This window comes from Pseudonocardia lutea (assembly GCF_042658055.1).
GTDB lineage: Bacteria > Actinomycetota > Actinomycetes > Mycobacteriales > Pseudonocardiaceae > Pseudonocardia > Pseudonocardia lutea.
In genome coordinates this window covers 23027-39650 of sequence record NZ_JBHSQK010000033.1, presented here as the reverse complement: position 1 = coordinate 39650, position 16624 = coordinate 23027, and the positions used below count along the sequence as shown (strand labels likewise).

The window sequence follows — 16624 nt, the reverse complement described above, 5'->3', positions numbered from 1 at the left end:
CGCCGGCCGAGTCGCCGCCCACCACGAGCGAGGCCGGGTCGACGCCGTCGGCGAGCATCCCGCGGTAGGCGGCGACCCCGTCGTCGTACGCGGCCGGGAAGGCGTGCTCCGGGGCGAGCCGGTAGTCGGCGAGGAAGACGCGCGCCCCGGCGGCCCGGGCGATCCGGGCCGCGAGGTCGCGGTGGCTGGTCGGCGAGCCGATCAGGTAGCCGCCGGCGTGGAAGTGCAGGACGGTCGCCCCGGCGCTCCCGGGGACCTCCACCCAGATGCCGCGCACCCCGCCGACCACGCCCTCGGTCAGCGTGGCGTCGGCGGCCGGCTCCGGGCACATGCCGTCGAAGCCCGTCCGCATCTCCTCGAGCGTCGCGTCCTCCCGCAGCCAACCCGCGTAGGCCGCCGCGGCCAGCTCGTTCACCCGTGCCGAGACCATCCGTCCTCCTCACGCCGTGGCGGGCCACGCCGCCCGCCCGTCGAAGGTCACCAGTCCGCGGCCCGGCCCGGAGGTCTCACTTCCGAGATGGCCGGTCTCAGAGTGAGACCTCCGCACCGCCCACCCGGCTGCCTAGCGTCGGGAGCGGGACCGGCGGCGTGGCCGGTCCGTCGGGACGAACGGACGGTGGTGCACCCATGGGACGGATGGACGGCAAGGTCGCGCTGGTCACCGGGGCGGCGCGCGGGCAGGGCCGCTCGCACGCGCTGCGGCTGGCCGAGGAGGGCGCGGAGATCGTCGCCGTCGACCTCTGCGCGCAGATCGACACCGTGCCGTACGGCATGTCCGTCCCGGAGGACCTCGCCCAGACGGCCAAGCTGATCGAGGAGCTGGACCGCCGGGTCCTCACCCGCGAGGCCGACGTCCGGGACTCGGGCGCGCTCGACGCCGCGGTGCAGGCGGGCCTGTCGGAGTTCGGCCACATCGACGTCGTGTGCGCCAACGCGGGCATCTTCAGCTACGCCCCGACGTGGGAGATGACCGACGAGATGTGGGACGACATGCTCGCGGTCAACGTCACCGGCGTGTGGAAGACCCTCAAGGCGGTGCTGCCGTCGATGATCGAGCGCGGTCGGGGCGGCTCCCTCGTGCTGACCAGCTCCACGGCCGGGCTCCGCGGCTTCGGCAACATGGCCCACTACACGGCGGCCAAGCACGGCGTCGTCGGGATCATGCGGACGATGGTGCAGGAGGTCTCGCAGTACGGGATCCGGTGCAACACGGTCCACCCGACCGCCGTCGACACCGACATGATCCAGAACGAGGCGATGTACAAGCTCTTCCTGCCGGACGCGAAGCCCGAGGAGCTGACCCGGGAGCGGTACGGCGAGGCCTTCCAGGCCCTGCACACGATGCCGCACCCCTGGGTGGAGGCGCGCGACATCTCCAACGCCGTCCTGTGGCTGGCCTCCGACGAGTCCCGCTACGTCACCGGCCAGACCCTCGCCGTCGACCTCGGGTTCCTCGAGAAGGTGTAGGTGCGGCGTCGCCATCCGTGCGCGGGACGTGGTGCTGGGGCCTCCCGTCCCGCGCACGGCGGAATGGGGCGGGCGCGGCCGGGGTTGGGCTCGACATGACCGAGGCCACAGGATTCGACCCGCACGCGCTGCTCGCCGAGAGCCGGCTCGGCGTGCTCGCCACCCTCAAGAAGGACGGCAGGCCGCAGCTCTCCCCCGTCACCCCGTTCTACGACCGGGACGCGGGGGTCGTCTACGTGTCGATGACCGAGGGGCGTGCCAAGACCGCGAACCTGCGGCGCGACCCGCGGGCGGCCCTCGAGGTGACCAGCTCCGACGGCTGGGCGTGGGCCACCGCCGAGGGCACGGCCACGCTGACCGGGCCCGGCACCGACCCGGACGGGCCGGAGGTGCAGGCGCTGGTCGACTACTACCGGGCCGCGGCCGGCGAGCACCCGGACTGGGCGGAGTACCGCAAGGCCATGGTCCACGACCGGCGGGTACTGATGGCCCTGACCGTCGAGAAGGTCTACGGCGCGCGGATCCGGTAACCCGACACGGGAGCTTTCCTCCACTTCGGAGTGAACTGCGTGTCGCTCCCTCGGATCTCCTCGCTCTTCGTGGTCGCATTCCCCCGGAACACGGTCTGCGGGGGGAGCGGCCATGCGGATGGGGATCCTGTCGACCACGGTCGGGCGAGCACTGGTCACGGTCGGTGCCGGGCTGGTGCTGCTGGCGCCGGCCGCGAGCGCCGAGCCGCTCCCGCCGCCTCCGGACCGGCCCGAGCGGATCGTCGAGTCGGTCGGTGCGGCGGTCGAGGTCGCCCCGGGCGTCACGCACCGGGACGTCACCACGACCACCGCGGCCGGCAACGTCATGGCCGACGTCGTGGAGGTCGACCTGACGGTGCCGGGTGTTCGGGCCGACCTGCTCACCCCCGGCGCCGTCGCGGCCCGCGCGCCGGTCAAGGGCATGGCCGACGGCAGCGGCGCCGTCGCCGGGATCAACGGCGACTTCTTCGACATCGGCCGGACCAGTGCACCCGCCGGCCCGGCGGTGCAGGACGGCCGGTTCCTCAAGGCCGCCGTGCCGCAGGGCCGCCGCGCCGCCCCGGCGGTGCCGGGCGCCGAGATGGACTACGTGTTCGCGGTCGGGACGGACGGCGTCGCCCGCGTCGACCGGCTGCCGCTGCGCGGCGAGGTGCGCCGCACCGGGATCGAGCGGGTGTCCTACGCCGGGCCGCGGACGGAACAGGACACCCTGCCGATCGTCGCGCTCAACCAGCACGCGGTGCCCGTCGGCGGGATCGGGGTGTTCACCGCCGACTGGGGCGAGGTCGACCGCGCCCGCACCCTCTGCGGTTCCGACACCGACCGCGACGCCCCGTGCGCGGCCGACACCGTCGAGGTCGTGGTCCGCGACGGGACCGTCACGGCGGTCCGCGCGCCCGGGCCGGGCCGGCTGCCCCCGGAGGAGACCGCGCTCGTCGGGCGCGAGCAGGGGGCCGTGGCGCTGCGCGGCCTGAAGGTCGGCGACCGGGTGAGCGTGGACTACGCGTTGGTGCCGGCCAGCGGGGTCGCCCCGCGGATGGCGGTCGGCGGCAGCCCGATCCTGCGCGACGGCGCCCCCACCGAGCGGCTCGACGACCGCGCCCGCGCCCCGCGCAGCGGCGCCGGCGCGACCGCCGACGGGCGCCGGATGCTCCTGGTGACCGTCGACGGCCGGCAGTCCGACAGCGTCGGCGCGACCCTGCTGCAGTTCTCGAACCTGCTGCGCGAGCTGGGCCTGGACGACGCCGTCAACCTCGACGGCGGCGGTTCCTCCACCCTCGCCTACCGCGACGGCGGCGCACCCGCGACGACGATCGTCAACGACCCGTCCGACCCCTCGCCCCGCCTGGTGCCCAACGGGATCGGCGTCTACTCGGGGTAGCCCGCCGGGTAGCCTCGGTACCCGACGTTCCGGACCGAGGAGCCCGCGTGCCCCGCACCCGCCGTGCCCGCACAGGTCGCGCGATCGCCGCCCTGCTCGCGCTCGCCCTCGCTGCGGTCGCCCTCGTCGCGGTGGTGCGGTTCGACGTGGCGGACCGGGTCCGGGACCGGGTCGCACCCGAGCCGTCCCCCGGCTGCGTCGTCGACGACCCGACGAGCGAGGGCTGCCTGACCCCGGCCGCGCTCGCCCTGCACGAGCGGGCCGTGGCCGAGTTCGGCGACCGGCTGCGGGGCACCACGTGCTGGAGCCCGCACGAGTGGAACCCCTCGAGCGACCACCCGCAGGGCCGGGCCTGCGACTTCTTCCCCACGCGTGCCGGCACCTTCCCGGAGGGCACCGAGCTGGAGACCGGGTGGGCGGTCGCGAACTGGGTGCGGGACCACGCCGACGAGCTCGACGTCCGGTACGTGATCTGGCAGGGGCGGATCTGGTACCGCAGCGCGCTGTTCCCCGACGAGGACGGGTGGGGCCGCCCGTACGACGGCGGCGGCGTGTACGACCCCGCGGACGCCACCGGCGGCCACTTCGACCACGTGCACGTGTCCGTGCGACGGTAGCCGGGTGACCGCCTGGCTGAGCTGGTCCTGCGGGAAGGACTCCGCCTACGCGCTCGGGCTGCGGCCGGACGTCACCGGCCTTCTCACCACGGTCTCCGCCGGCCGGGTCCCGGTCCACGGGGTGCCGCGGCAGCTGGTCGAGGCGCAGGCGGCCGCGCTGGGTCTGCCGCTGCACGTCGTCGAGCTGCCCTGGCCCTGCCCGAACGCCGAGTACGAGCGGCGGACCGGTGCCGCGCTCGCCGCCGCGCACGCGGCCGGCGCGGACACCGTCGTCTACGGCGACCTCCACCTCGCCGACATCCGCGCCTACCGCGAGCGCACGCTGGCCGGCACCGGCCTCGCGCCCGAGTTCCCGTTGTGGGGCAGGCCGACCGGCCCGCTGGCCCGGGACATGATCGCGGCGGGGCTGCGCGCCGTCGTCGTCTCGGTGGACCCCGTGCGGGTGCCCGCCGGACTGGCCGGGCACCCGTTCGACGAGGAGTTCCTCGCCGCCCTGCCCGAGGCCGCGGACCGGTGCGGGGAGAACGGCGAGTTCCACACCTTCGTCACCGACGGCCCGGGCTTCCGCGCGCCCGTGCCGGTCAGGGTCACGGGCGTCGGGGAGCGGGACGGGATGGTGGTCGCCGAGCTCGCGCCGGCGATCAGCCCAGCAGCTCCGTGACCAGCCCGCCGACGTCCGCGGACTCGATGAGGAAGCCGTCGTGCCCGTACGGGGACTCGATCACCCGCAGCTCGGCGTCGGGGATGCCCGCGGCCAGCTCCTCCTGCTGCGGGACGGGGTAGAGCCGGTCCGAGCTGATCCCGACGACGGTGGTGCGGGCGCCGACCCGGGCCAGCGCGGCGGCCGTGCCCCCGCGCCCGCGCCCGACGTCGTGGGCGTTCATCAGCTCGGTGAGCCGCACGTAGGAGCCGGCGTCGAAGCGGTGCACCAGCTTCGCGGCGTGGTGGTCCAGGTAGGACTCGACGGCGTAGCGGCCGCCGTGGAAGGGGTCCTCGCCGGTCTGCGGCTCGCGGCCGAACCGGGTGGCCAGCTCGACGCCGCTGCGGTAGCTCAGGTGCGCGATCCGCCGGGCGACGCCCAGGCCCGCGTGCGGTCCCGATCCGGCCGGGAGGTGGTGGTAGTCGCCGCCGTGCCAGCCGGGGTCGGCGCGGATCGCGGCGAGCTGCGGGGCGGCCCAGCCGATCTGGTCGGCCGAGGCCGCCGCGGGCGAGGCGAGCAGCATCAGCCGCGCGACACGGTCCGGCTCGGTCGCCGCCCACTCGAGCGCGCGCATGCCGCCCATCGACCCGCCGACGACCAACGCCCACGTGCCCACGCCCAGCGCGTCGGCCAGCGCGACCTCCGAGCGGACGGTGTCGCGGGCCGTGACGAGCGGGAACCGGCTGCCCCAGGGCCGCCCGTCCGGGGCCGGCGACGCCGGTCCGGTCGTGCCCTGGCAGCCGCCGACGACGTTCGGCGCCACCACGAAGTACCGGTCGGTGTCCAGCGGGCGGCCCGGCCCGATCAGCCCGTCCCACCAGCCGGCGGTCGGGTGCCCCGGCCCGGCCGGACCGGTGACGTGCGAGTCCCCGGTGAGGGCGTGCAGGACCAGCACGGCGTTGGACCCGGCGGCGTCGAGCTCGCCCCAGGTCTCGTAGGCGAGCCGGACGCCCGGGAGCTCGCCGCCGGCCTCGAGCGGCAACGGGGCGGGGAGGTCCAGGAAGCGGCGCCGCCCGGGGTCCGCCCCCTCCCGCCACGCACCGGTGGCGGGAGGGAGCAGAGTCTCCGGATCCGTGGTCGTCACGCGCTCTTGGCGGCCCGGAACCCGGCGTCGAGGTCGGCCTTGATGTCCTCGATGCCCTCCAGGCCCACCGACAGCCGGATGAGGCCCGGGCCGACGCCCGTGGACAGCTGCTCCTCGCCGGAGAGCTGGCTGTGGGTGGTGGACGCCGGGTGGATCACCAGGCTGCGGACGTCGCCGATGTTGGCCAGGTGGCTGTGCAGCTCCAGCGCGTCGACGAACTTCTTGCCCGCCTCCACGCCGCCGCGGATGTCGAACGCCACCACGGCGCCCGCGCCCTTCGGCAGGTACTTCTGCTGCAGCGCGTGCCACGGGCTCGACGGCAGCGCGGCGTAGTAGACCTTCTCCACCTCGTCGCGCTGCTCCAGCCACTCGGCCACCGCGAGGGCGTTCTGCACGTGCCGCTCGATCCGCAGCGACAGCGTCTCGACGCCCTGGATCAGCAGGAACGAGTTCAGCGGGGCGATCGCCGGGCCGAGGTCGCGCAGCAGCTGCACCCGGAACTTGATCAGGAAGGACTGCGGGCCGAGCGCCTCCCAGTAGTTGAGGCCGTGGTAGCTCGGGTCCGGGGTGGTCAGGCCCGGGAACCTGTCGGCCTGGGCGCCCCAGTCGAAGTTGCCCGAGTCGACGACCACGCCGCCGATGCTCGTGCCGTGCCCGCCGAGGAACTTGGTGGCCGAGTGCACCACGATGTCCGCGCCGTGCTCGAACGGGCGGACCAGGTACGGCGTGGGCACGGTGTTGTCGACGATCAGCGGCACGCCGGCCTCGTGGGCGAGGTCCGCGACGGCCCGGATGTCCAGCACGTTGCTGCGCGGGTTGCCGATCGTCTCGGCGTAGAAGGCCTTCGTGTTGGGGCGCACCGCGGCACGCCACTCCTCGAGGTTGTCCGGGTCCTCGACGAACGTGACGTCGATGCCGAGCTTCGGCAGCGTGTAGTGGAACAGGTTGTACGTGCCGCCGTAGAGCGAGGCGCTGGACACGAAGTGGTCCCCGGCCTGCGCGATGTTGAGGATGGCGAGCGTCTGCGCGGCCTGCCCGGAGGCGACCGCCACGGCCCCGATGCCGCCCTCGAGCGCGGCGATCCGCTGCTCCAGGACGTCCTGGGTCGGGTTCATGATCCGGGTGTAGATGTTGCCCAGCTCGGCGAGGCCGAACAGCGCCGCGGCGTGGTCGGTGTCGCGGAAGGTGTACGACGTCGTCTGGTAGATCGGGGTGGCCCGGGCACCGGTGGTCGGGTCGGCGGAGGCGCCGGCGTGGACCTGCTTGGTCTCGAAGGACCAGGCGGCGGTGGGGTCGTTCTCGGGCATGCGAGGGTCTCCTGGGGGGTGATCTTCGGGGGCTACGCGTGAGGGGACGGGGATTCAGCCGCGCGGGCGACAGGCCGCGCTGGTCACACGCATGAAGTCGACATGGCGACGGGCCACGAGGCGGATCACGGGAGCGACCGTAACCGGGTCGTCATACCCGCACAACACCGGTCCGGGTGGCTCACTACCCTGCCTGTCGTGCTCGTCCTGCTGCCCCCGTCGGAGACCAAGCGGACCGGGGGCGACGGGCCGCCGCTGGACCTCGCGGCGCTGCGTCACCCCGAGCTCGACCCGGTGCGCAAGGCGCTGGTCGACGAGCTGGTGGAGCTTTCCGACGACGTCGCGGCCTGCCGGGCGGCGCTCGGCCTGTCGGAGCGCCGGCTCGACGAGATCGAACGCAACGCGGCGCTGTGGACCTCCCCCACCTCCCCGGCGATCACCCGGTACACCGGGGTGCTCTACGACGCGCTCGACGTCGGGTCGCTGCGCGGGGCCGCCGCGGGCCGGGCGCGGGAACGGCTGGCGGTCGGCTCGGCGCTGTTCGGGCTGGTCCACGCCGGCGACCCGATCCCGGCGTACCGGCTGTCCGCGGGGTCGGCGCTGCCCGGCAGCGGCACGCTGGCGGCACGGTGGAAGCCGGTGCTGGAGCCGGTGCTCGCGCGGCTGGCCGCGGAGCAGCTCGTGGTGGACCTGCGGTCGGGCGCCTACGCGCAGCTGGCGCGGGTCCCGGGTGCGGTCACGGTGAACGTGCTGGCCGAGCGCCCGGACGGCACGCGCTCGGTGGTGAGCCACCACAACAAGTCGCACAAGGGCGGGCTGGCGCGGCTGCTCGTCTCCACCCGCGCGGAGCCGGCCGACGCGGCGGGGGTCGCGCGCATCGCCCGCCGCGCCGGCCACGTGGTGGAGCGCTCCGGTAACCACCTCGACCTGGTCATCCCTACCTGACCCCCGCGAGTCGGCAGTTTCAGGCGCGCGAGTCGGCAGTTTCAGGCGCGCGAGTCGGCAGTTTCAGGCGCGCGAGTCGGCAGTCCTGGTCGCGCGAGTCGGCAGTTTCGGTAGCCCGGGCCGGCAGTCCGGGTCGCGCGACTCGGCCGGTTTCAGTAGCCCGGACCGGCAGTTCCGGAAGGCAGGCCCACTCAGGCCCCGGGTCCGGAACAGCGAGCCCTCCGGCTCCGGGGCCCCCTCGCCCCGCCGATCCGCAAGCCGAGCTCGGAGCCATGATCGCCGATAGTGGAGCGGGAACGTCGAAAACCGACCGTTCCCGTCCTGAAGCCGTGATCATGGTCGGCGAGTCGCGCAGCAGCACCGCCGCGACCCCCGCACCGGCCATCCGCTGGGCTGCTCGCCGCGGGCCGGAGCAGGCCGGGCAGGTGCTGCGCGAGGCGTGGGCAGCACGGGGAACGCGGAAAACCGGTTGAGCCGGCCCCACCGTGTACGCGACCCTCTCACCGTCCGACGTGAAGGCGCAGGAGGTGCCCCGTGACGACCGCCGCCCGGGTGGCGGCGCGCCCCGGCGCGCCCTCCGGCCACCGCACCCCGCGCTGAGGCCCACAGGGGTCGCCGGCGTGGGGTGTCCGCCCCACGTCAGGAGAACCCTTCCCATGCGCGAGCGCATGCCCAAGCGCCGTCGCCGCTTCGACGACGACGAGTACGTCCCCGGGAACGTCCCCCACCCCGTGCACCTGCACGAGGACCCCGACCTCCCGCCCGCGGGCGACCGCTGGTCGACCTGGACCGGCGCCCGGCACGGCCCCGAGCCCCGTCCGGCCTGGGTGGAGACCGCGCACGGCGCGGTCGACACCGAGCTGGGCGTGCTCAAGACCGGCAAGGAGGCCGACGTCCACCTGGTCGAGCGCGGGGTCCCCGGCTCGCCCGGGGTGCTGATGGCCGCCAAGCGGTACCGCACCGCCGAGCACCGGATGTTCCACCGCGACGCCGGCTACCAGGAGGGGCGCCGCGTGCGCCGCTCCCGGGAGATGCGGGCGATGACGAACCGGACCGCGTTCGGCCGCGAGCTGCTGTCCGGGCAGTGGGCGGCCGCGGAGTTCGCGGCGCTGTCCACGCTGTGGTCCGCCGGGCTGCCGGTCCCCTACCCCGTCCAGCTCGACGGCACCGAGCTGCTGCTCGAGTTCGTCGGCGACGGGACGCGGGCCGCGCCCCGGCTGGCTGAGCTCCGCCCGTCCGGCCCCGAGCTGGCCGAGCTGTGGGCGCAGCTGGTCGCGGCCCTGCGCGGGCTGGCCCGGCACGGCTGGGCGCACGGCGACCTGTCCGCCTACAACCTGCTGGTCGACCACGGCCGGCTGGTGCTGATCGACCTGCCGCAGGTCGTCGACCTGGTCGGGAACCCGCACGGCGCGGACTTCCTGGTCCGCGACGTCCGGCGGGTCGCGGAGTGGTTCACCGCCCGCGGCCTGCCCGGCGACCCCGGCGAGCAGCTCTTCCACGAGCTGGTCGCGGAGGCCGGTCTGGGCTGAGCGAACGACCGACACCACCGGCACCAACGGCACTCTCGCTCACACCGACCGAGCGAGAGTGCCGTTGGCTCCTCCACCCCCTGGTCCTCGGCGGGGAGCGCGAGATCACGTCGCCGGCCCGCCGGCGCGGGTTGCCGGCCCGGTAGGGTGGACCGAGGCGTTGATCCTCGGCGCCCTGCACGTACCCGTCGGGCGCTCCCCTTTCGCGCCCGGGCCCGTCCCGTGCCGGCCGCGCATCGCCGCCCGTGCCGCTCCGTGTGACGCGCCGACGTCCCGGAGGTCCAGTGACCAGTCCGTCCCGCCGCCCTGCCCGCGCGCACCAGCCCCGTGGTGAGCGCCAGCGGAGCGCGAACCAGTACACCGCGTACGGCGCGGAGGGCAGCCGACCGCGTCGACGCCGGTCCGGCGCCCCGCAGCAGCGCCCGGCCCGCGCGGCCCTGAAGCCCGTCCTGCCCGAGGAGGTCCTCTGGACCGCCCCGGAGTCGGGCCTGCCCACCTTCGCCGAGCTCGGCCTGCCCGAGCCGGTGCTGCGCGCCCTGACCGCGGAGGGCTTCACCGAGCCCCGCCCGATCCAGGCCGCTACCCTGCCGGAGACGCTGCGCGGCCGGGACCTGCTCGGCCGCGGCCAGACCGGCTCCGGCAAGACCCTCGCCTTCGGCCTCGCGCTCGTCGCGCGCCTCGCCGGCGGCCGCGCCCAGGCCCGCCGCCCGCGCGGGCTGGTCCTGGTGCCGACCCGCGAGCTCGCGCAGCAGGTCGTCGACGCCGTGGAGCCGTTCGCCAGGGCGCTGCACCTGCGACAGGCCGTCGTCGTGGGCGGGCTGTCGATGAACCGGCAGATCGACACCCTCGCCCGCGGCGTCGACCTGCTCGTCGCCACGCCCGGCCGGCTCACCGACCACCTGAACGAGGGCACCTGCGACCTGTCCGCCGTCGAGATCACCGCGATCGACGAGGCGGACCGCATGTCGGACATGGGCTTCCTGCCGCAGGTGCGACGGATCCTCGACCGCACCCCGGTCGACGGCCAGCGGCTGCTGTTCTCCGCCACCCTCGACAACGAGGTCTCCACGTTGGTCGAGCGGTACCTGCACGACCCGGTCACCCGCGCCGTCGCGCCCGCCGCCGCGCCGGTCGAGACCATGGACCACCACCTGTTCCTGGTCGAGCACGCCGACAAGAACCGGATCGTGCACGAGATCGCCGCCCGAGAGGGGCGCACGATCTTCTTCGTGCGCACCAAGCACGGGGCCGACCGCGTGGTGAAGCAGCTGCGCCGCGAGGGCGTGCAGGCCAGCGCGCTGCACGGCGGCAAGGCGCAGAACGCCCGCAACCGTGCCATCGACGCGTTCAAGGACGGCAGCATCCCGGTGCTGGTGGCCACGGACGTCGCCGCGCGCGGGATCCACGTCGACGACGTCAGCCTCGTCGTGCACGTCGACCGGCCGGGCGACCCGAAGGACTACCTGCACCGCGCCGGGCGGACCGCCCGCGGCGGCGAGTCCGGCGTGGTGGTCACGCTGGTCACCGCCGAGGAGCGGCGGGACGTCGACACCCTGATGAGGCAGGCCGGCGTGAGCCCGGACGTGGCCGACGCGGCCCCCGGCTCCGCCTCGCTGATCGAGGTCACCGGGGCGCGCCGGCCCAGCGGCGTCCCCGTCGAGGCGCCGAAGCCCCCGCAGCAGCAGCCGGCCGCCGGCACCGGACGGCGTCGCCGCCAACGCGGCGGCGAGCAGCGCCCGGGCGCCGGTCGGGCGCAGGCCCCGTCGGACGGCCGGTCCGGCGGCCAGCGGTCCCGCGGTCGGCGGGGTGGGCGCGGCGGGAGCCCCCGCACCGCCGCCTGACCGCGGCATGATCCCCGTCCGGGCAGGGAGGCCTCGGGAACCGACGCCTCCGCTGCCCGGACGAGAATCCTGAACCTCGGAGGACCGGCCCCTCGCGCTCAGACCGCCCGGCGTCCCTTCTTCGCCGCGCGGCGGAGCTGGACGATCCGCGCGCTGCCCGGGATCGCGACCAGGAGCACCCCGGCGATCGCCGCGAGGAGCAGGGCGACACCGGTGGGCAGGGTGCCCGCGGCGCCGAGGAAGTGGATCTGCACCGGGTCCAGGTTCTGCAGGATGAAGACCAGCAGGAACAGCAGGACGATCGCGGAGAGGATCAGCCCGACCCACATCCCGCCGGTGCGGGTGTGGCCGGGCCCGGCACGCCGGGGCGAACGCGGCGGCGCGGAAGGGCCGTCGGTCGGCACGGCCACGGTGGCGTCCGGGTCCGGCGCCTGCCCCGGCAGGGCGGACCCCTCCCGGGTGGACGGCCCGGTTCCGGCCGGCCGGGCCTGCTCGTCGGTCATCGCTCTCCTCCGCCAGCCGCGCTTCCCGGCGTCCGTCCGGGTGCCCGGAGTATCCCGCAGGCGCGTCCGGTCCGCCGGGATCGTCGGGTCACCGTGACGGGTCCGTGACCGCGAGGGGGCGCCCGCGCTCAGCGCGCCTCGCGCCGCATGGGCAGGTGCGCGACCCCGTCCCAGTCGTAGGCGGGGCCGGTCGCCTCGAAGCCGTACGCGCGGTAGAAGTCGGCGAGGTGCTCCTGCGCGTCGAGCACGCACGCCCCGTCGCCGACCTCGGCCATCGCCGCGTCCATCAACTGCTTGCCCAGCCCCCGCCCGCGCGCGGTCTTGGCCGTGCACAGCCGGCCGATCCGGTAGCCGCCGTCGGGCTCCTTGAGCAGCCGCAGGGTCCCCAGGACCGCGGCCGGGTCGCCGTGCCCGGTCAGCCAGTAGTGCCGGGCGCGCGCCTCGAGGTCCCGCCCGTCGAGCTCTCCGTAGGGGCAGGCCTGCTCGACGACGAAGACGTCGACGCGCAGCCGGAGCAGCTCGTAGAGGGTGGCGGCGTCGAGGTCGAGGGCCCAGGATCGGCGGAGGGTCGCGGCGGTCTCGGTCATGGCCCGTGCCTACCAGACTTCCGGTCGAGCCGACGCCGCCGCGGGCGATTAGCCTCGTCCCGTGCGCCACCACGATCTCGTCGTCATCGGTACCGGTTCGGGCAACACGTTCCTCGACGAGCGGTACGCGGACAAGGACGTGGCCCTCGTCGAGCACGGCGTGTTCGGCGGCACCTGCCTCAACGTCGGGTGCATCCCGACCAAGATGTACGTGTACGCGGCCGACGTCGCCGAGCACGTCCGGCGGGCCGCCAAGTACGGCGTCGACGCCAGCATCGAGAAGATCCGCTGGAGCGACATCCGCGACCGGGTGTTCGGCCGCATCGACCCGATCTCGGCCGGCGGCCGGGAGTACCGGGTCCGGCGCAGCCCCAACGTCACGGTGTACTTCGGGCACGCCTCCTTCACCGGGCCGCGGACCCTGCGCGTCGAGCGCACGGACGGGTCCGGGGCGGACGAGCTGACCGCGGACCAGGTCGTCGTCGCGGCGGGCGGGCGCCCCATGATCCCGACGGTGGTCGCGAAGTCGGGGATCCCGTACGAGACCTCCGACACCGTCATGCGGATGGACGAGCTGCCGCGGCGGCTCGCGGTGATCGGCGGGGGCTACATCGCGGCCGAGTTCGCGCACGTCTTCTCCGCGCTCGGCAGCACCGTCACCCTGGTCGTGCGCGGCAGCCGGCTGCTCAAGTCGCACGACGAGACCATCTCGAAGGCCTACACCGACCTCGCGGTGCGGGGGTCGCGCGTCGACGTCAAGCTCAGCACCCAGGTGCGGTCGGCCGAGCGGACCGCGGCCGGGGTCGTCCTGGAGCTCGACGACGGGGAGACGCTCGAGGCGGACGTCGTCCTGGTCGCCGCGGGCCGCGTCCCCAACGGCGACCGGCTGAACCTCGGGGCGGCCGGGATCGGCACGCACTCGGACGGCCGGATCGAGGTCGACCGCTTCCAGCGCACCAGCGCGGAGGGGGTGTGGGCGCTGGGCGACGTCAGCTCGCCCTGGCAGCTCAAGCACGTCGCCAACCGCGAGGCGAAGGTCGTGGGGCACAACCTCCTGCACCCCGACGACCTGATCGAGATCGACCACCGCTTCGTCCCCTCGGCGGTGTTCACCGACCCGCAGGTCGCCAGCGTCGGCAAGACCGAGGAGCAGTGCCGCCTGGCCGGCATCGACTACGTGACCAAGGTCCAGCGGTACGGCGACGTCGCCTTCGGCTGGGCCATGGAGGACACCACCAGCATCTGCAAGATCATCGCGGAGCGGGGCACCGGCCGTCTGCTCGGCGCGCACCTGATGGGCCCCGAGGCGTCGTCGTTGATCCAGCCGCTGATCCAGGCGATGGCCTTCGGGCTGCACGCCCGCGAGATGGCGACCGGACAGTACTGGATCCACCCGGCGCTGCCGGAGGTGGTGGAGAACGCACTCCTCGGCCTCGACATCTGATCTCGCCGATCCGCTGAGGCCACCCTTACCCTGAGAAGGCCGATCACCCGCGCCGGGCTCCGGTCCGGCCGCAGACCGACACACGAGGTACCCGCATGACCCTGGCCGCACAGCCCGAGCAGACGCAGCCCGAGACCCGTCCCGGGGCGAAGCCCGTCCTCGCCGGGACGCGCGGCCTCCCCCAGCAGGTCGGGGTCTACGTCTTCGTCCTCACGCCGCTGATCGCGCTGCTGGCCGCGATCCCGCTGGCGGTGACCGTCGGGTTCCTCGGCTGGGCGGACGTCGTCATCGGCGCCGTGTTCTACGTGATCAGCGGGCTGGGCATCACCGTCGGGTACCACCGCTACTTCACGCACGGCTCGTTCAAGGCCACCCGCGGTCTCAAGATCGGGCTGGCGCTGGCCGGCAGCCTCGCCATGCAGGGCCCGGTGATCAAATGGGTGGCCGACCACCGCCGGCACCACGCCTTCTCCGACAAGGAGGGCGACCCGCACTCCCCCTGGCTCTTCGGCACGTCGACCCGCGCGCTGGCCAAGGGCTTCTGGCACTCGCACACCGGCTGGCTGTTCGACCGCGACCTCACCAACGAGGAGCGTTTCACCCCGGACCTGCTGGCCGACGGGGACCTGCGCCGGATCGACTCGCTGTTCGGCCTCTGGAGCGCGCTGACCCTGCTGGTCCCCGCGCTGCTCGGCGGGCTGCTGACCTGGTCGTGGTGGGGCGCGCTCACCGCGCTGTTCTGGGGCGGGCTGGTGCGGGTGGCGCTGCTGCACCACGTCACCTGGTCGATCAACTCGATCTGCCATATGTGGGGCGAGCGCCCGTTCGCCGCCCGGGACCGCTCCGCCAACGTGTGGTGGCTGGCCGTGTTCTCCTTCGGCGAGTCCTGGCACAACCTGCACCACGCCGACCCCACCTGCGCCCGGCACGGCGTCCGCAAGGGCCAGATCGACCTCTCCGCGATCACCATCCAAGCCTTCGAGAAGCTGGGCCGGGCCACCGCGGTCCGCTGGCCCACCACGAAGCGCCTCGACCGCCTCGCCAAGGATCCCGCCGCCGCCTGACCGACGCCTCGGCGCGCGCTTCCGAACGAGTCGTGGCGATCCCGGGCGATTCGGCGCAATTCGGGGCGTTTCGGGACCGAAGCCGTCATTGAGCGGCCGGACGCCCGCGCGGGTAAAGTCTGCGGTTCTCATTCGGGCGCGAGGAGGCTGACCCATGGCCGCGCTGGTTCCCCCTGAATCGCCGAGGACCTGGAAGCTGGAGGAAGTCCTCGTCACCGAGCCCGGGGTGATCCGCAGGGCCATCGGTGCCGCGGCGATCGGCAACGTCACCGAGTGGTACGACTTCGGGGTCTACGCCTACTTCGAGCCGACCATCAGAAAGGTGTTCTTCTCCGGCCTCAGCGAAAGCGTCGGCACCATTGCGACATTCGGACTGTTCGCCGTGGCGTTCCTGATCCGGCCGCTGGGCGGGCTGTTCTTCGGCCCGCTGGCGGACCGGATCGGGCGCAACCGGGTGCTGGCCACGACGATGGTGCTGATGGCGCTGGGCACCTTCGCCATCGGCTGCATCCCGAGCGAACGCAGCATCGGGATCTGGGCGCCGGTCCTGCTGCTGCTGGCCCGGCTCGTGCAGGGGTTCTCCACCGGCGGCGAGTACGGCAACGCCATGACGTTCATCGCCGAGTACGCCCCGGACCGCCGCCGCGGCTTCCTGGGGAGCTGGCTCGAGTTCGGGACGTTCTGCGGCTACCTGCTCGGCGCCGTCGTGGTGACGGTGGCGGACGCAGCCCTGACCCAGGACCAGCTGCTGTCCTGGGGCTGGCGGATCCCGTTCTTCGTGGCGCTGCCGCTCGGCCTCGTCGGCGTGTACATGCGCGCCCGGCTGGCCGACACCCCCGCCTTCGTCGCGCTGGAGCACGAGGTCGAGGAGCGGGAGAAGGCGCACCGGCACCTGCACCCGCACGAGACCCGGACCCTGCTCGCGCTGTGGCCGTTCCTGCTGGTCTGCATGGGCCTGGTGCTGGTCTGGAACGTCACCAACTACATGCTCACCTCGTACATGCCGACCTACGTCACCGAGACCATGCCGAAGCTGCAGGGCTCCACCACCGACACCACGACCACCTCGCAGGTGGTGCAGATCGCGGTGATGGTGGTCGCGCTGGTCCTCATCCCGCTCATCGGCAGGCTCTCGGACCGGGTCGGGCGCAAGCCGATCGCCTGGGTGGGCTCGATCGGGCTGGTCGTGCTGGGCCTGCCGATGATCCTCCTGGTCCGGACCGAGACCACGGTGGGCGTCTTCCTCGGCCTGATGGTCATGGGCCTGTTGCTGATCTGCTTCAGCGCGACGATGCCGTCGACGCTGCCCTCGCTGTTCCCGACCGAGGTCCGCGGCGGCGGCCTCTCGATCGCCTTCAACGTGTCGGTCTCCGCGTTCGCCGGCACCACCTCCCTGGTGGTCGGCGCGCTGGTCGCGGTGACCGGCGACCTGAACTGGCCGGCCTACTACCTGATCATCGCGGGGGGCATCGGCATGGCTTCGCTCTGGTTCCTGCAGGAGCCGAACGGCCGACGCATGTGGGGCTCCCCGCCGGCCGCCACGAGCCGGGAGGAGGCCGAGCGGATCATCTCGGCGCAGCAGACGCCGGCCTGAGCGCCGGGCCGCGGCCGATCCGCCCGAAGGA

15 protein-coding genes and 1 pseudogene are annotated in these 16624 nt (G+C 74.1%); 11 read left to right on the top strand and 5 right to left on the bottom strand.

Going from position 1 to position 16624, the window contains the following annotated elements; genetic code table 11:
- Window positions 1-13: 13 nt before the first annotated feature.
- A pseudogene (locus tag ACFQH9_RS14705) lies at window positions 14-331 on the bottom strand (alpha/beta hydrolase fold domain-containing protein); the annotation flags it as partial.
- 296 nt (window positions 332-627) lie between these two features.
- On the opposite strand from ACFQH9_RS14705, the gene ACFQH9_RS14700 reads away from it, so the two are divergent.
- From ACFQH9_RS14700 to ACFQH9_RS14680, 5 genes are all read left to right on the top strand, one after another.
- Entirely contained in the window at window positions 628-1467 is an 840-nt protein-coding gene (locus tag ACFQH9_RS14700) for a mycofactocin-coupled SDR family oxidoreductase (protein ID WP_379566632.1), read from the top strand.
- A 95-nt stretch (window positions 1468-1562) separates the two neighbouring features.
- On the top strand, window positions 1563-1997 hold the full coding sequence (locus ACFQH9_RS14695) for a PPOX class F420-dependent oxidoreductase (protein WP_379566631.1): 435 nt from the start codon (window positions 1563-1565) through the stop codon (window positions 1995-1997).
- 112 nt (window positions 1998-2109) lie between these two features.
- A complete protein-coding gene (locus tag ACFQH9_RS14690) occupies window positions 2110-3378 on the top strand; it encodes a phosphodiester glycosidase family protein (protein ID WP_379566630.1) in 1269 nt (422 codons plus the stop codon).
- Window positions 3379-3425: 47 nt separating this feature from the next.
- Window positions 3426-3995, top strand: a complete 570-nt coding sequence (locus ACFQH9_RS14685; RefSeq protein ID WP_379566629.1) for a VldE C-terminal domain-containing protein — start codon at window positions 3426-3428, stop codon at window positions 3993-3995.
- A 4-nt stretch (window positions 3996-3999) separates the two neighbouring features.
- A complete protein-coding gene (locus ACFQH9_RS14680) occupies window positions 4000-4656 on the top strand; it encodes a Dph6-related ATP pyrophosphatase (RefSeq protein WP_379566628.1) in 657 nt (218 codons plus the stop codon).
- On the opposite strand, the gene metX is transcribed toward ACFQH9_RS14680, so the two are convergent.
- Window positions 4637-5779 (bottom strand): homoserine O-acetyltransferase MetX, encoded by a 1143-nt coding sequence (metX, locus tag ACFQH9_RS14675; protein WP_379566627.1) that lies wholly within the window; start codon window positions 5777-5779, stop codon window positions 4637-4639. The two genes, ACFQH9_RS14680 and metX, sit on opposite strands and share 20 nt — an antisense overlap.
- The gene (locus ACFQH9_RS14670) at window positions 5776-7086 is read right to left on the bottom strand and encodes a bifunctional o-acetylhomoserine/o-acetylserine sulfhydrylase (RefSeq protein WP_379566626.1); all 1311 of its coding nucleotides are present in this window, start codon (window positions 7084-7086) and stop codon (window positions 5776-5778) included. Before ACFQH9_RS14670 ends, metX begins: the two co-directional genes overlap by 4 nt.
- A gap of 198 nt (window positions 7087-7284) precedes the next feature.
- Here ACFQH9_RS14670 and yaaA point away from each other — a divergent pair, with 198 nt between their 5' ends.
- The 3 genes from yaaA to ACFQH9_RS14655 all read left to right on the top strand — a co-directional run bounded on the left by yaaA (window position 7285) and on the right by ACFQH9_RS14655 (window position 11401).
- Complete coding sequence (gene yaaA / locus ACFQH9_RS14665) at window positions 7285-8031, top strand: peroxide stress protein YaaA (protein ID WP_379566625.1); 747 nt, start codon at window positions 7285-7287, stop codon at window positions 8029-8031.
- Between the two features lie 656 nt (window positions 8032-8687).
- On the top strand, window positions 8688-9560 hold the full coding sequence (locus ACFQH9_RS14660; protein WP_379566624.1) for a serine protein kinase RIO: 873 nt from the start codon (window positions 8688-8690) through the stop codon (window positions 9558-9560).
- 284 nt (window positions 9561-9844) lie between these two features.
- Window positions 9845-11401: a DEAD/DEAH box helicase gene (locus ACFQH9_RS14655; RefSeq protein ID WP_465269523.1), complete on the top strand. Its 1557-nt coding sequence runs from the start codon at window positions 9845-9847 to the stop codon at window positions 11399-11401.
- Window positions 11402-11499: 98 nt separating this feature from the next.
- On the opposite strand, the gene ACFQH9_RS14650 is transcribed toward ACFQH9_RS14655, so the two are convergent.
- Both ACFQH9_RS14650 and ACFQH9_RS14645 read right to left on the bottom strand, forming a co-directional pair.
- Window positions 11500-11904: a LapA family protein gene (locus ACFQH9_RS14650; protein WP_379566623.1), complete on the bottom strand. Its 405-nt coding sequence runs from the start codon at window positions 11902-11904 to the stop codon at window positions 11500-11502.
- A 128-nt stretch (window positions 11905-12032) separates the two neighbouring features.
- Entirely contained in the window at window positions 12033-12491 is a 459-nt protein-coding gene (locus tag ACFQH9_RS14645; RefSeq protein WP_379566622.1) for a GNAT family N-acetyltransferase, read from the bottom strand.
- Between the two features lie 61 nt (window positions 12492-12552).
- Between ACFQH9_RS14645 and ACFQH9_RS14640 the strand changes: the two genes are divergently transcribed.
- The 3 genes from ACFQH9_RS14640 to ACFQH9_RS14630 all read left to right on the top strand — a co-directional run bounded on the left by ACFQH9_RS14640 (window position 12553) and on the right by ACFQH9_RS14630 (window position 16593).
- Complete coding sequence (locus tag ACFQH9_RS14640) at window positions 12553-13935, top strand: mycothione reductase (protein ID WP_379566621.1); 1383 nt, start codon at window positions 12553-12555, stop codon at window positions 13933-13935.
- 95 nt (window positions 13936-14030) lie between these two features.
- On the top strand, window positions 14031-14999 hold the full coding sequence (locus tag ACFQH9_RS14635) for an acyl-CoA desaturase (RefSeq protein WP_379566620.1): 969 nt from the start codon (window positions 14031-14033) through the stop codon (window positions 14997-14999).
- 154 nt (window positions 15000-15153) lie between these two features.
- Window positions 15154-16593, top strand: coding sequence for an MFS transporter (locus ACFQH9_RS14630; protein ID WP_379566619.1), 1440 nt, complete (start codon window positions 15154-15156; stop codon window positions 16591-16593).
- The last annotated feature ends 31 nt before the right edge of the window (window positions 16594-16624 follow it).

Coding starts and splice junctions, on each gene's coding strand:
- ACFQH9_RS14700 (WP_379566632.1), top strand. CDS start 628: ATGGGACGGATGGACGGCAAGGTCGCGCTGGTCACCGGGGCGGCGCGC.
- ACFQH9_RS14695 (WP_379566631.1), top strand. CDS start 1,563: ATGACCGAGGCCACAGGATTCGACCCGCACGCGCTGCTCGCCGAGAGC.
- ACFQH9_RS14690 (WP_379566630.1), top strand. CDS start 2,110: ATGCGGATGGGGATCCTGTCGACCACGGTCGGGCGAGCACTGGTCACG.
- ACFQH9_RS14670 (WP_379566626.1), bottom strand. CDS start 7,086: ATGCCCGAGAACGACCCCACCGCCGCCTGGTCCTTCGAGACCAAGCAG.
- ACFQH9_RS14660 (WP_379566624.1), top strand. CDS start 8,688: ATGCGCGAGCGCATGCCCAAGCGCCGTCGCCGCTTCGACGACGACGAG.
- ACFQH9_RS14650 (WP_379566623.1), bottom strand. CDS start 11,904: ATGACCGACGAGCAGGCCCGGCCGGCCGGAACCGGGCCGTCCACCCGG.
- ACFQH9_RS14645 (WP_379566622.1), bottom strand. CDS start 12,491: ATGACCGAGACCGCCGCGACCCTCCGCCGATCCTGGGCCCTCGACCTC.
- ACFQH9_RS14635 (WP_379566620.1), top strand. CDS start 14,031: ATGACCCTGGCCGCACAGCCCGAGCAGACGCAGCCCGAGACCCGTCCC.
- ACFQH9_RS14630 (WP_379566619.1), top strand. CDS start 15,154: ATGGCCGCGCTGGTTCCCCCTGAATCGCCGAGGACCTGGAAGCTGGAG.